Here is a 14,080-nt window from a genome sequence, read left to right on the forward strand (position 1 = left end):
TAATAAGAAATGCAGTTAGATTTATGCATGAATAGTGCGCTAAATAAAAGCACTCTTTTTTTGAATAGAAATGTATAAAAATAATATATTAAGTATTAATATTCACTGGGGGAATGAGAAGATGAGTAAAGAAAAAGTAGTATTAGCTTATTCAGGTGGTTTAGATACGTCAGTTGCGATTAAATGGTTAGCAGATCAAGGATATGATGTGATTGCAGTTGGTTTAGATGTAGGTGAAGGAAAAGACTTAGATTTTGTTAAGCAAAAAGCTCTTGATGTTGGTGCCATTGAATCATATTCAATTGATGCGAAGAAGGAATTTGCTGAAGATTTTGTGTTACCAGCGCTACAAGCTCATACAATGTATGAGGATAAATATCCACTAGTTTCAGCTTTATCGCGTCCGCTTATTTCAAAGAAACTCGTTGAAATTGCTGAGCAAACGGGTGCTTCTGCGGTTGCACATGGGTGCACAGGAAAAGGGAATGATCAAGTTCGTTTTGAAGTGTCAATCCAAGCGCTTAATCCAGATTTGAAAGTATTAGCTCCTGTACGCGAGTGGGGCTGGTCGCGTGATGAGGAAATTGAATATGCCAAGAAGAATAATGTGCCAATTCCGATTGATCTTGATAATCCATACTCTGTTGACCAGAACTTATGGGGGCGTGCCAATGAGTGTGGAATTCTAGAGGACCCTTGGGCAACTCCTCCTGAAGGAGCATATGAACTAACGGCAGCGATTGAGGATACACCGAATGAAGCAGAATATGTAGAACTTGCCTTTGAACAGGGTGTGCCTGTTTCTATTAATGGAACGAACTATCAACTAGATGATTTAATTCTTGAATTAAATCAAATTGCTGGTAAGCATGGTGTTGGACGTATTGATCATGTGGAGAATCGTCTAGTTGGGATTAAATCGCGTGAAGTATATGAGTGTCCTGGTGCGATGACATTAATTAAAGCACACAAAGAGCTTGAAGATATTACATTGACGAAGGAAGTTGCTCATTTTAAACCAGTAGTATCACAGAAATTATCAGAGGTTATTTATAATGGTCTTTGGTTCTCGCCGATTCGCGATGCTCTACAAGCATTTTTACTAGAAACACAAAAAACAGTAACAGGTGTCGTGCGTGTTAAGCTATTTAAAGGGCATGCGATTGTGGAAGGACGTAAATCTCCTTATTCTTTATATAATGAGAAGCTTGCAACGTATTCGACAGACGATGAGTTTGATCACAGTGCAGCAGTTGGTTTCATTTCATTATGGGGATTATCAACGAAGGTAAATAGTAAAGTCAATAAAGAGAAAAAGGAGGTCAATCAATAGTGTCGAAGCTTTGGGGTGGACGCTTTACGAAAACAGCTGAGGAGTGGGTCGATGCCTTTGGTGCATCGATCGGCTTTGATCAAGCATTAGTGAATGAAGACATAGAAGGAAGTATTGCCCACGTAACGATGCTTGGTAAATGTGGTGTTCTTCCAAAGGATGAGGTTGAACAAATTAAGAATGGCCTTCAAGCTCTTCGAGAAAAAGCAGCAAAGGGTGAACTAGAGTTTTCTGTACAACAGGAAGATATCCACTTAAATTTAGAAAAGCATCTAATTGATGAAATTGGTCCTGTCGGTGGAAAGCTTCATACAGGTCGTAGTCGAAATGACCAGGTGGCAACAGATATGCACCTCTATTTGCGTAACCAAACGAAGGAAATAATGGATGGGCTAAAAAAACTACAGCAAGCTCTTGTTACGCAAGCAAATCAGCATGTAGAAACATTAATTCCTGGTTATACTCATTTGCAGCGTGCTCAACCGGTCTCATTTGCTCACCATTTGCTTGCTTATTTCTGGATGCTCGAAAGGGATTATGGGCGTTTAGAGGATAGCTTGAAGCGAGTGAACGTGTCACCTCTTGGTGCTGGTGCACTTGCAGGAACGACATTTCCGATTGATCGTCACTATTCTGCTGAATTATTAGGGTTTGACGATATTTACTACAATAGTCTAGATGCAGTGAGTGATCGAGACTTTATTGTTGAATTTCTAAATGCGTCCTCAATGATTATGATGCATTTATCACGTCTTTGTGAAGAACTTATTTTATGGTCTACACAAGAATTTCAATTCATTGAAATGGATGATTCATTTGCAACTGGAAGCAGTATTATGCCACAAAAGAAGAATCCTGATATGGCTGAATTGATTCGTGGAAAAACAGGACGAGTATATGGTCATTTGTTCTCATTATTGACGACATTAAAAGGGTTACCTCTTGCGTATAATAAGGACATGCAAGAGGATAAAGAAGGAATGTTTGATACGGTTGAAACCGTTAAAGGCTCTTTGAATATTTTTGCTGGTATGATCGAAACAATGACGGTGAACGTTGATACGATGGAGAAGGCGGTTCATCATGATTTCTCTAATGCAACCGAGTTAGCCGATTATTTAGCAACAAAAGGAATGCCTTTCCGTCAGGCTCATGAAGTAGTTGGAAAGCTTGTATTAGTTGCAATTCAAAAAGGTGTCTTCCTTCTAGATTTACCGTTCTCAGATTACGAAGACGCGAGTGAACTTTTTGAAAAGGATATTTATGAAGTGCTTAACCCAAAGACTGTTGTTGCACGCCGAAATAGCGCTGGCGGTACCGGCTTTGAACAAGTACGAGTTTCTTTACAAAAGGCAGAGCAACTTTTGGCGAACTCACATAAATCATAGGTTATTGCCTCATACTAGGCTTGTAAATTGAAGTCTAGAAGGAGGTATTTAGGCTGTGAAGGAGCATAAGTTAACGAATGGTTTGTATGATCAACAAGGCGAGCATGTTGTCCATCAACAGTTGCTTGACTCATATAGTAGTGGTACATATGAGCAAAGGCACTTAGATGAAGCTAAGACGTATGAGCAATCTGAAAGAAGTGATAAATAACAAACAAGGTCTAAGGCTGGCATGCTGTGCTTGCTTTGGCCTTTTATATTTGTGTGGATGAATGTATATTATACCAAAAATTGCCTCATTCTAATGAAGAGGTGATGAGATGAAAAAGCTTATGATCGTTTTCGTTGTTATGGTAAGCTTACTAAAAGTAATGGATGTAGCTGCTAGTGGAACAGAATTGATGAGTGCTTATTCTCTTCGCATATCAGCTGTCGTGAATGGTCAACAGTATGAATGGGAATATGACAGTCCGAGAAAATATGAATTCGAAAAAGGTACACAAGTGATAAAAGGAAATAAAGCAAAAGAGCAGGTGGAAGAGATTGTGAGGCTCTTGCAGATAAACGAGAATCAATCGATTGACGAGTATGTGAGCAATATGAAGGTGGAATATTCTCGTTTATCAAAGTTAGACATTCGCTATATGAATGAGGATGGTCAGTTATTTACTTGGGTTTGGAATGAAGAAGAGTAGCATGGATAATAAGATGGGCGCTAAAAAAGTGTTTTTTACCTTTTTTAGTGCTCTTAAGCATGTCCATATATGCTATTTAAAAATCGAGAGCTCATTTCCCGCTATCTCTTGATCATATGATAAAATGAAAAGGAGATGGAGAGGAAGCGATTGCATGAGGACTTTGATCGATTATGTATCGCCGCTTATAGGTTTCGTCTTAACTGTTGAATTCGTGACGGAAACAACTGGTATTAACAAGCCGTACACTTTCATATAGTACAGCTTAACACGTATACGTTTTGATGATTCAATAAAAGGGAATGGAACATCTTATATCGAATGAAAAAGATAAGGAGACTACAAGAAGGAGTGTGTAAAGATGAACGTAAGCTATCATGGACATTCAGTTGTCTTCATTGACACAAAAGGAACAAAAATTATTATTGATCCATTCATTACTGGTAATGGTCTAACGGATTTAAATGCTGACTCACTCGAAGTGGATATTATTCTGTTAACCCATGGCCATAATGACCATGTAGGTGATACAGTCCAGTTAGCAAAACGAAATGATGCGTTAGTTGTTGCCCCGTTTGAATTAGCAACATACCTAGGCTGGAAAGGTGTAAAGTGCCATCCGATGCATATCGGTGGTTCGCATACATTTGAATTTGGGACAGTTAAATTAACACAAGCTTTTCACGGATCATCCTATACCGAGGAAGACGACAAGAGAATTGTTTACACAGGGATGCCAGCAGGAATTTTGTTAACAGTTGAAGGGAAAACGATTTTCCATGCTGGAGATACTGCATTATTTAGTGATATGAAGCTAATTGGGGAGCGGAATACGATTGATCTGGCGTTTTTACCGATTGGAGATAATTTCACGATGGGGCCTGAGGACGCAGCAGTGGCTGCAGAATGGCTACAAGCGAAACGGGTTGTTCCAATCCATTACAATACATTTCCGGTTATTGAACAAGATCCTAATGAGTACGCTGAGCATTTATCAGGAAAGAAAGGTTTGGCTCTTAAGGTTGGCGAAGGAATTGAACTATAGAAGCATTAGGGAAGAGGGCACCGGATCAGTTAAAAAGTAAACTTTTTTCAGTGCTATGTAGGTACTTCTTTTGGGAGGTACCTCTTTTTTCAAAGAAAAAGAATGTTCTAGAATAGAATCTGGTGGTGCGATCTTAAAAACATTTCAGTGAGCTGAAGGAAAAGTTGCTGATTGTACCTCTTATAATCAATATCGTAAAGCGATGAAGTCTTTAAAACGATCGCTGTTCGTATAAGTGTCCTTGCTCGAATGGGATAGAACACGTATACTTATGGTGGTTAAGCATAGTAAAGGTCGTTAAAAGTGGAGGAAAAAAGTGGCTACGAAGCACGAACAAATTATTAATTATATTACGAAACTGCGAATAGGTGAAAAAATCTCTGTTCGTTCAATTGCTAAGGCTCTAATCGTTAGTGAAGGAACCGCGTATCGAGCTATTAAGGAAGCCGAAAACCAGGGGATTGTTAGTACAATCGAACGGGTTGGGACGATTCGGATTGAGAAAAAGCGTAAAGAAAATATTGAACGGTTAACGTATGCAGAGGTCGTTAACATTGTTGAAGGGCAAGTGCTTGGAGGTAGACGAGGCTTACATAAAACATTAAATCGATTCGTCATTGGTGCTATGAAGGTCGATGCGATGATGCGGTATATGGAGGTCGGGAATTTACTGATTGTCGGTAATCGTGAAGAAATACATAAAGTTGGGATTGAATCTGGAACAGCCGTATTAATCACAGGTGGCTTTTCTACGAGTGATGAAGTTATTAGACTGGCTGATGAACAGGAGTTGCCTATTATTTCAACGAGTTATGACACATTTACGGTTGCGGCGATGATTAACCGAGCCATTTACGATCAATTAATTAAGAAAGAAATTGTCCTTGTTGATGATATATTAATTCCGCTTGCCAATACATATTATTTAAAAACGGGTGATACGGTTGAACGATGGGATCATTTAAATAAAGAGACAGGACATAGTCGATACCCGGTTATTAATGAATCGATGAAAGTGCAAGGGATGATTGCGGCGAAGGATGTAGTAGGGGTTGACTCCAAAACGAGAATTGAAAAAGTGATGACGACTGCCCCGATTACCGTAAATGAACGAACATCAATTGCCACTGTCGCTCATTTATTAGTATGGGAAGGAATTGAATTATTGCCTGTCATTGACCAAGCGAAGAAGCTTATTGGTGTCGTAAGCAGGCAGGATGTGTTAAAGGCGCTACAAATGGTTCAAAGGCAGCCACATGTTGGTGAAACGATTGAAGAAATTGTCACAAGAAGATTACAGGATTGTTCTACAGAAGAGCGGTTTCAATTTACTTGTGAAGTAACACCACAGATGACGAATCAATTAGGTTCAATATCTTACGGTGTATTTACGATTCTAGTAACAGAAATAGGGAGAAGAGTACTCCGTACATATAAAAAAGGCGATTTAGTCGTTGAAAATATTACATTGTATTTTATAAAGCCTGTACAAATGGAAAGTGTGCTTCGAATTGAACCGAAAGTGTTGGAGATGGGGCGGAAGCATGGAAAGATTGACGTTGAGCTTTATCACGATACGAAAATTGTTGGTAAAGCTCTTATGATGGCTCAACTGATCGATTAACCAAGTTGTTTTTGCGCGCAAATGGGAAATGTCAAAGAATCAAAGGAGCTGGAAGTGGATACAGCCATTATGTATGTATAAGGGCATCTTATATAAAATTCGAGAAGAAATATGAGAAGAACTGAAGAAGCAAGAGGGATCATTCAATGAAGAACGTTGGCGTCGCTCGTTACGCGTTTTATGAAAATATCCCACTTTCATAAAAACTTGATCCTGTTGTAACGGCTCCGCACAACGCTAATAAGAAAAGACGCTGTCGCGTTTTTCTTATGGTAATTGGTTGACGTAGTGGCGTCGTGCTTTAAAGCCATAAACGAGATTTGCAATACCGAAAATGAGGAAAACAATCCCAACGAGCCAATCGATGGTGTTCCTCGGTGATATTAACAAATTAGCACCAAATGCTGCTAAGAAAATCCCTAGGCTTAATGTCGATTTGGATTGATAAATACGTTTTAAAAGTGGTTCTGATTGGCGCCATGCTTTGATCCTATTGTAAAGGAAAAATACGACTGATAAGACAATAATAATAATAAATAGTTTTTCCATTCGTTCCTCCTGCACGTACAGTAAATTCACTTATGTCATCTATTGTAACGTTAACAAGTGAAAGATGCTAGTGAAGGAAGCGTGAACGAAATGAGGAGAGGAGAAATTAATGAATAATGAGATCAAATCTAAAATAGAAAAATACGAGACGATCATCATTCACCGTCATGTTCGTCCTGATCCAGATGCAATTGGAGCACAGATAGGTTTGAAAAAGGCGATCCAAAACCAATACCCAGAAAAGTACGTTTATGCAGTAGGTGAAGAAGAAGAGTCGTTACGCTTTTTGGGCGAGATGGATAAAGTGGAGGATGACATGTACGAAGGTGCTGCTGTCATCGTTTGTGATACCGCTAATGTTGAACGTATTTCTGACTCGAGGTTTAAGAGAGGCTCGTATTTAATAAAAATAGACCACCACCCTAACGAAGAGCCTTATGGTGATATTGATTGGGTGGATCCAACGTACAGCTCAACTTGTGAGATGATTGTTGAATGGATGCTTCAGCAAAATTGGGAGTTTGATCAAGAGATAGCGAAATTACTATATGCTGGGATTGTTGGTGATACGGGAAGGTTTCGTTTTGATAATACAACATCAGATACGCTACGAAGAACGAGTGTCTTGCTAGAGTATCCTTTTGATCGAAATGAATTCTATTCACAGCTACACAAGAAAGACTTACGAATGCTCCGTCTAGAAGGGTATATTTTGCAAAACTTTAAAGTGATCGAGGGCTGTGTTGGTGCGATGTATTTAACAAAAGACATCCTGAAATCATTTGAGGTCACGTCCAATGAATCTTCACAGTTTGTTAATCTATTCTCGGATGTAGAAGGATTAAAAACATGGGTTTTCTTTGTTGAAGAAGAGGATCGAATAAGAGTGAGGTTAAGATCAAAGGGGCCGACGATTAATGATATTGCAGTTGACCATCATGGTGGAGGGCATCCGAAAGCATCTGGGGCAACAGCATTTTCATGGGATGAAACGGATGAAATTTTAGAAAAGCTTATTCGTGTTAGCCGAAGCAGTTGACGATAAGTAGCTCGTGATTTCGAAGTAATCATGAGCTACCTGCTGGTATGACCGTAAGTTCAATACGTAACGTCGTGAAAAGGTAAATTTCTTGTACATCCACTTGGAATTCATTATCGTCAACGTTAAATACTTTATTTTCAAGGGCACGAATCATTAAATCCTTCATATTCGCAACGGTTTCAATGTCTTCTCGTTCTAAATGTTGGAGTTCTTCAATGATTTGTGTACGTAACTCTAATTGTGTTAATTGATTCAATCGTAAACGTCGAGCATTCTTTAATTCAACCTCAATCGTTTGAATCGTCAATTTTTTTTGATTCTCTTCATTCAATTTTGTTTGTTCACTATTCAGCTCGGCAATTCGAGCTTCTAATGTAATAATTGTCGAGCGTTGTTCGGAAAGCTGAATCATTAATGCATTATAAAGTTGTCCATATTGAAATAGAAAAAAAAACCACCCGCAAAGTACACCGATCATTAATCCAGCGAGAAAACGTTGAAATGTGGTACGTTTATACAAAGGTGGGATTCTCATGAGGAAACAGACTCCCCAACAAGCCATTGAATTACGGTTATACCTGTTTGAGCTCCGCATAATGCAGCAAAGATCATGAGGCCTGTTTTGACAATATCATCATGAATTCCTTCAAATAGCCCTCTCTCTATACTTGAAATAGCGTCAAATGTACCGCCTATAGCTGCGACAATGGCCCAGATTTTTAAATTTCCTGCGAGATTATGAATGACAGAGAGTGGTGGCTTGCCAATTAAAAATGCACCGATTCCCCCAATGAGTGCACCGCCGATGATGACACCAAAGGCAACGAAAAAATCAATGATTAACGTAGCGAGAAGCTCACGATTTAGCAAAGGGCTCATCCTTTCTACATAAATGATTCTTAACAAAGCAAAGCTTGTTGAAGGTATGTGTTAAATAAGACTGTTCAGCGTTGTAGCTTTTCTATTCTGTTGGTAAAGCTTATTTCTATATATAGTCAGATTGAATGAAAGTTATGACAAGCATTGAATAGAAGGGGAGGATGAACAATGGAAGTTGTACCGATTCACGTGTTAAGTGAATATAGTCTTCTTTCTTCAACAAATCGAATTGAAGAGCTTGTACAGCATGCTCACGTATTAGGCTATAAACAGCTAGCATTAACGGATAAAAATGTTTTGTATGGTGTTGTTCCCTTCTATCAAGCATGTAAAAAGCGAGGAATCAAGCCAATCATTGGATTGGACATATCGGTTCAAGTTCAAGCTGGCTCAGTTCAAAATATGCGATTATATGCGAAAAACAATGAGGGCTATAAGCAATTAATGCTGCTTTCTTCCAAGTGGCACCATAAAGAAAGGGAGGATCGATTCTTAACTAAAGAAGAGCTCACAAGCTCAATAGAGAATGTGGTCGTCGTCATCCCTTTTGAACATGGTCCAATCACTCATATTGTTCGAAAGGGTGATTGGAATAGAGCGATGATTTGGTTGGAGGAATGGATTCCTAAACGAGCGATTAGTCACACATTTATTGAAATCCATTGTAATGAAGGGCAGAATGATCAATACCTTGAACATTTACAGTCAATTTCAGATCAAACAGGAATCCGTTTAATAGCTGCACAGCCGTGTTATTATTTAAAAAAAACTGATGTCCATGCATACCATGTGTTACGAGCGATTCGCGATGGAAAGAAATTAGAAGAAACAGAGCTACTCACACAAGAACGCCATTATTATTTAAAGGATCCGAGTGAAATGGCGGCAGACTTTCGTGGTTGGGAGAAAGCTTTAGAAAATACATCTCTCCTAGCTGAGGTGTGTAATGTCAAGCTAGAGTTGAATAAGGTCCAATTACCAACCTATCCAACAGAGTATAAAAGCGCAGATGAACAGTTAGAGGAGCTTTGTTTGCAAGGATGTAAGCAACGTTATGAGAACGTAACAGCAGCAATAGAACAGCGCCTAAAAAAAGAACTTACCGTTATTTCTGAGATGGGATATAGCGATTACTTTTTAATCGTTTGGGATTTTATGCGTTATGCAAAAGAAAAAGGTATGATGACAGGTCCTGGCCGAGGATCAGCAGCAGGCTCGCTTGTCGCATATTTATTAGAAATTACAGATGTGGACCCGCTTCAATACGACTTGTTGTTCGAACGATTCTTGAACCCAGAACGGGTTTCGATGCCAGATATTGATATTGATTTTCCCGATCATCGTCGCGATGAGGTTATTGAGTATGTACAAAAGAAATATGGGCGAGATCGTGTGGCTCATATTTTGACATTTGGGACACTTGCGGCTCGTGCGGTCATACGCGATGTCGCTAAAGTATTAGGTGTACAAGCCTATGTGATGAATCAGCTATTGAAAGAGATACCAGTATCACCGGGGATGACCTTGGATAAAGCGTGGGAAAGTAGTGAGAAATTAAAGTCACTGCTTGCAAAGTCGGAGGAGGCGAAGCAATTATGGGAAATTGCTACACAGTTAGAAGGACTGCCGCGACATACGTCTACTCATGCTGCTGGTGTTGTCATAAGCGCTGAGCCACTCACAAATGTACTTGCTCTTCAAGCAGGTACAACAAATGTTTCTTTAACTCAAGCAACGATGGACGTAGTCGAGCAATTAGGTTTGTTGAAATTTGATTTTTTAGGACTTCGTAATTTAACATTACTTGAACGTATTGTCTATTATATTGAACAACAAACGGGAACAAGGCTTGATGTCGAGCGAATTCCATTAAATGATCGAAAAACCTTTCAACTATTAAGTGATGCTGATACAACGGGGGTTTTTCAATTAGAATCTAATGGCATGAGACGGGTATTATCATCGCTACAGCCAACTGAATTTGAAGACATTGTTGCTGTTAATGCTTTGTATCGACCGGGACCAATGGAATATATACAGACGTATATTAAGAGAAAATATAAGCAAGAAGAGGTTACGTACCCGCATTCAGATGTACAGCCGTTACTCGAACAGACATATGGTGTTCTTATCTATCAGGAACAAATTATGCAAATGGCGTCAACATTAGCAGGTTTTTCACTAGCTGAAGCGGATCTACTTAGAAGGGCGATTAGTAAAAAGAAGAAGAATGAATTAGAAGAACAACGAATAACGTTTATTCAAGGGGCAGTAAGAAAGGGGTATTCAGAAGAAGTAGCAGCTAATGTATTCAGCTTGATTGAACGTTTTGCTGATTATGGATTTAACAGAAGTCATGCTGTTGCCTATAGTTTAATTAGTTATCGTCTTGCTTATTTGAAAGCACATTACCCGTTACCTTTCTATACAGCTCTACTTTCTTCAGCTTGGAATCAGCAAGATAAATTGTATAGCTTCATTCAGGAAAGCAAGGAAAAAGGATTAGACATACGGCCGCCGTCTTTGTTAAAAAGTGAGTGGTTATTTTCAATCGAGGAGCAATCGATTCGATTTGGATTATTACCGATTTCCCATGTTGGTGTTCAAGCTGCTAAAGCGATTATGACTGTTCGAAACAAAAAGATGATAAACGACTTGTTTCAATTAATGGTTGAGCTTTATCCAAGCTTGTCAAAGAAGGCACTTGAATCTTTAATAAAAGCTGGCGCTTTGGATTATATGGATGAAGATCGTGCCGTGTTACTCGCTTCGGTAGATGATTCTATTGAATTTGCTCAAAATGTGAAGGAATTTCAAGAAGAGACAGAAGGGTTATTTACGTTAGATATGGAAGCTCCACTCTATCAGCAGGTAGAACCATTTACAGAGCATGAGCGATTGGAATTAGAAAAGGAAGTGCTCGGCTTCTATTTATCTGGACACCCGTTAGAGAAGTATAGCGAGAAACTGGCTTCTATTGGTCGAGTGACAATTAAAGAAGCGTTCACGCAAGGTGGCTCAGTTATCCTAGCGGGGAAGCTTGAATCGATTAAGAGAATTCGGACAAAAAAGGGCGATGCTATGGCATTTGCTGCTATTGTCGATGAAACAGGAACAATCAATGCAACTTTCTTTCCACTGGTGTGGTCAAAAGTACGAGATTTAATAATTGATGGGGAGATGTACGTACTTGAGGGCAGAACAGATTTTTCTCAGCAACGAAAATCACTTGTAGTGGAACAACTTGATCCTGTCGATACGTTGAGGGAGAAAGCGAGTCAGCGACTTTATTTACGAATTATGAATGATACTGACCCAGAAAGGTTAAACATGTTAAAAAGGATTATTAAACAATATCCTGGAGACATCCCGATTATTTTGTATTACGAACAAACAAATCAAACAAAATATTTGTCGAAGGAATACTTAGTAAACCCTTCAGATGCTTGTCTTCATGCTCTTTATCAACTGTTAGGTAAAGATAATGTTAAGATTCGGTCATAATTGTTACTTGGCTAATGAGAAAAGTTTATATATAATTAGGGAAGTTTTTCGAGGTGGTCAGACCAATATGGACGATCATGAGAAAAGGAGTGTTCGCTTGTGACATCATTCAAAGACGAAGCCTTGAAAATTCATCGAGAGAACCGTGGCAAATTAGAAGCAAAAGCAAAGGTCCCAGTACAGAATGCACATGATTTAAGTTTAGTCTATTCTCCTGGTGTTGCAGATCCTTGCGAAGAAATTTATCGAAATCGAGAAAAGGTTTATGAATATACGATGAAGGGGAATTTTGTTGCAGTGGTAAGTAATGGGACAGCTGTTCTTGGTCTTGGGAATATTGGCCCTGAAGCTGCTTTACCTGTTATGGAAGGGAAAGCTGTCTTGTTTAAGTCATTTGCTGGTGTTGATGCATTCCCGTTATGTATTAAGACAAAGCAAGTTGAAGAAATTGTCATGACTGTGAAGCAGCTTGAGCCGACATTTGCTGGAATTAACTTAGAGGATTTTGCCGCGCCGCATTGCTTTGAAGTTGAGAGACGTTTGAAGGAAGAAATGAATATTCCTGTTTTTCATGATGACCAGCACGGAACAGCAATTGTGACATTAGCGGGTTTACTAAATGCGTGTAAGCTGACAGGTAGAAATCTTGAGACAGCGAAAATAGTCGTCAATGGTGCTGGAGCTGCTGGTATAGCCATCATCAAGCTTTTAAGAAGTATGGGGGCTAAGCATACGGTTTTATGTGATTCTCGTGGAGCGATTTACGCAAACCGTCAAGAGGGGATGAATAAGCAGAAGTTAGAAGTTGCAACGTTCACAAACCCTACTCAGCAAAAAGGGAAGCTTGATTCGATCGTGAAGGGAGCGGATATTTTTGTAGGCGTTTCAGTTGAAGGAGTGCTAACAAAAGAAATGGTTCAACGAATGAATTCGGAGCCTATTATTTTTGCTATGGCGAATCCTAACCCTGAAATTACGCCTGAAGCCGCATTAGCAGCAGGTGCAAAAGTCATTGGTACAGGTCGTTCCGACTATCCGAATCAAGTTAATAATGTTCTCGCTTTTCCAGGTGTATTTCGCGGAGCTATAGATGTACGTGCAACTGATATAAATGAAGAAATGAAGGCTGCGGCTGTTTATGCAATTGCGAACTTAATTGAAGGGGAGCTTGATTCTAATTATGTCATTCCCGCACCGTTTGATAAACGTGTGTCACCAGCTGTTGCAGCTGCTGTTGCTAAAGCAGCTATGGATAGTGGTGTAGCCACCGTCCACGTTGATCCAAAAGAAGTAGCAAAGAGAACAGCGGAAATGGCTACTATAAAGCCTGATATGAATTAAACGAGGGGTTCTTGTCGATGCAGTCAAAGCGTTATTTAGAGATCATTACACAAATTCAAGATATCATCGAGGCTGATCGACTTACAGAAGGAGATCGGCTTCCCTCTGAACGTGAGTTGAGTGAGCGTTTAGGGGTTGCTAGATCTTCTGTTAGAGAAGCGCTGAGGGCATTAGAATTACTAGAGTTTATTGAGACGCGTCGTGGTGAAGGAACGTTTATGAAATCGGCAAATAGCTATCGATTAGTTGAGTTATTATTATCTTTTCTTTTAAAAAATGAAAAAGCAAAGCAGGATCTTTCAGAAACAAGGAGAATAGTTGAAGTTGAAGCTTTTAAATTGGCGTGTGAACGAATGGGACAAGAACAGATTGAAAGACTGAGTCAATTAGTTGAGTCGTCTGAGCAGAGTGAGATGATGACAAGTGATGATTATGCCTTTCATAAAGAGCTTGTTATGAATAGTCAAAACCGTCTTTTGACTAACATTTGGGATTCACTTGTCCAGTATAATAAAGCAGCTATGACACGTGCTGTTCAAACCATTGATTCGGTCAAGCATAATGTTGAGCATAAACAGATCATTCACGCCTTGGTGAAGGGAGATCACGGATTGGCTGTTCGTATACTAAAGGAGCACTTAAAAAAAAGCCCTTTTTAATATAAATGTGAGAATATAGAA

At 39.3% G+C, this 14,080-nt stretch carries 13 protein-coding genes; 10 read left to right on the top strand and 3 right to left on the bottom strand.

All coding sequences use genetic code 11. The annotated features are described in order from the left end of the window. The first annotated feature begins 121 nt into the window (after nt 1-121). From JCM9152_RS06705 to JCM9152_RS06725, 6 genes are all read left to right on the top strand, one after another. Entirely contained in the window at nt 122-1,333 is a 1,212-nt protein-coding gene (locus JCM9152_RS06705) for an argininosuccinate synthase (protein ID WP_035342439.1), read from the top strand. Next, nucleotides 1,333-2,721 (top strand): argininosuccinate lyase, encoded by a 1,389-nt coding sequence (gene argH / locus JCM9152_RS06710; protein WP_035342441.1) that lies wholly within the window; start codon nt 1,333-1,335, stop codon nt 2,719-2,721. The genes JCM9152_RS06705 and argH overlap by 1 nt, the downstream gene beginning before the upstream one ends. A gap of 55 nt (nt 2,722-2,776) precedes the next feature. Beyond that, a complete protein-coding gene (locus JCM9152_RS22580) occupies nt 2,777-2,932 on the top strand; it encodes a hypothetical protein (protein WP_156314982.1) in 156 nt (51 codons plus the stop codon). Nucleotides 2,933-3,041: 109 nt separating this feature from the next. Continuing rightward, the gene (locus JCM9152_RS06715) at nt 3,042-3,416 is read left to right on the top strand and encodes a hypothetical protein (protein ID WP_035342447.1); all 375 of its coding nucleotides are present in this window, start codon (nt 3,042-3,044) and stop codon (nt 3,414-3,416) included. A 361-nt stretch (nt 3,417-3,777) separates the two neighbouring features. Beyond that, entirely contained in the window at nt 3,778-4,461 is a 684-nt protein-coding gene (locus JCM9152_RS06720; RefSeq protein ID WP_035342449.1) for a metal-dependent hydrolase, read from the top strand. A gap of 316 nt (nt 4,462-4,777) precedes the next feature. Further along, a complete protein-coding gene (locus tag JCM9152_RS06725; RefSeq protein ID WP_035342451.1) occupies nt 4,778-6,085 on the top strand; it encodes a DRTGG domain-containing protein in 1,308 nt (435 codons plus the stop codon). 267 nt (nt 6,086-6,352) lie between these two features. On the opposite strand, the gene JCM9152_RS06730 is transcribed toward JCM9152_RS06725, so the two are convergent. Beyond that, nucleotides 6,353-6,634, bottom strand: a complete 282-nt coding sequence (locus tag JCM9152_RS06730) for a YtpI family protein (RefSeq protein WP_035342453.1) — start codon at nt 6,632-6,634, stop codon at nt 6,353-6,355. A 109-nt stretch (nt 6,635-6,743) separates the two neighbouring features. Here JCM9152_RS06730 and JCM9152_RS06735 point away from each other — a divergent pair, with 109 nt between their 5' ends. Further along, complete coding sequence (locus JCM9152_RS06735; RefSeq protein WP_035342455.1) at nt 6,744-7,673, top strand: DHH family phosphoesterase; 930 nt, start codon at nt 6,744-6,746, stop codon at nt 7,671-7,673. Between the two features lie 28 nt (nt 7,674-7,701). Here JCM9152_RS06735 and ytrI read toward each other — a convergent pair whose 3' ends face one another. Together ytrI and ytrH are read right to left on the bottom strand one after the other, a co-directional pair. Then, nucleotides 7,702-8,211, bottom strand: a complete 510-nt coding sequence (gene ytrI / locus JCM9152_RS06740; RefSeq protein WP_035342457.1) for a sporulation membrane protein YtrI — start codon at nt 8,209-8,211, stop codon at nt 7,702-7,704. Further along, nucleotides 8,208-8,555: a sporulation membrane protein YtrH gene (gene ytrH / locus JCM9152_RS06745; protein WP_052015681.1), complete on the bottom strand. Its 348-nt coding sequence runs from the start codon at nt 8,553-8,555 to the stop codon at nt 8,208-8,210. The genes ytrI and ytrH overlap by 4 nt, the downstream gene beginning before the upstream one ends. 168 nt (nt 8,556-8,723) lie before the next feature. Between ytrH and dnaE the strand changes: the two genes are divergently transcribed. The 3 genes from dnaE (at nt 8,724) to JCM9152_RS06760 (ending at nt 14,059) form a co-directional block, all read left to right on the top strand. Next, nucleotides 8,724-12,059 carry a DNA polymerase III subunit alpha gene (gene dnaE / locus JCM9152_RS06750; RefSeq protein WP_035342459.1) on the top strand — a complete coding sequence of 1,112 codons (3,336 nt, stop codon included), beginning with the start codon at nt 8,724-8,726 and terminating at the stop codon, nt 12,057-12,059. A 99-nt stretch (nt 12,060-12,158) separates the two neighbouring features. Beyond that, nucleotides 12,159-13,400 carry an NAD(P)-dependent malic enzyme gene (locus JCM9152_RS06755; RefSeq protein ID WP_035342462.1) on the top strand — a complete coding sequence of 414 codons (1,242 nt, stop codon included), beginning with the start codon at nt 12,159-12,161 and terminating at the stop codon, nt 13,398-13,400. A 17-nt stretch (nt 13,401-13,417) separates the two neighbouring features. Further along, nucleotides 13,418-14,059 (top strand): FadR/GntR family transcriptional regulator, encoded by a 642-nt coding sequence (locus JCM9152_RS06760; protein ID WP_035342464.1) that lies wholly within the window; start codon nt 13,418-13,420, stop codon nt 14,057-14,059. Nucleotides 14,060-14,080 lie beyond the last annotated feature (21 nt).

The organism is Halalkalibacter hemicellulosilyticusJCM 9152 (assembly GCF_000513115.1).
Classification (GTDB): Bacteria; Bacillota; Bacilli; order Bacillales; family Bacillaceae_D; genus Halalkalibacter; species Halalkalibacter hemicellulosilyticus.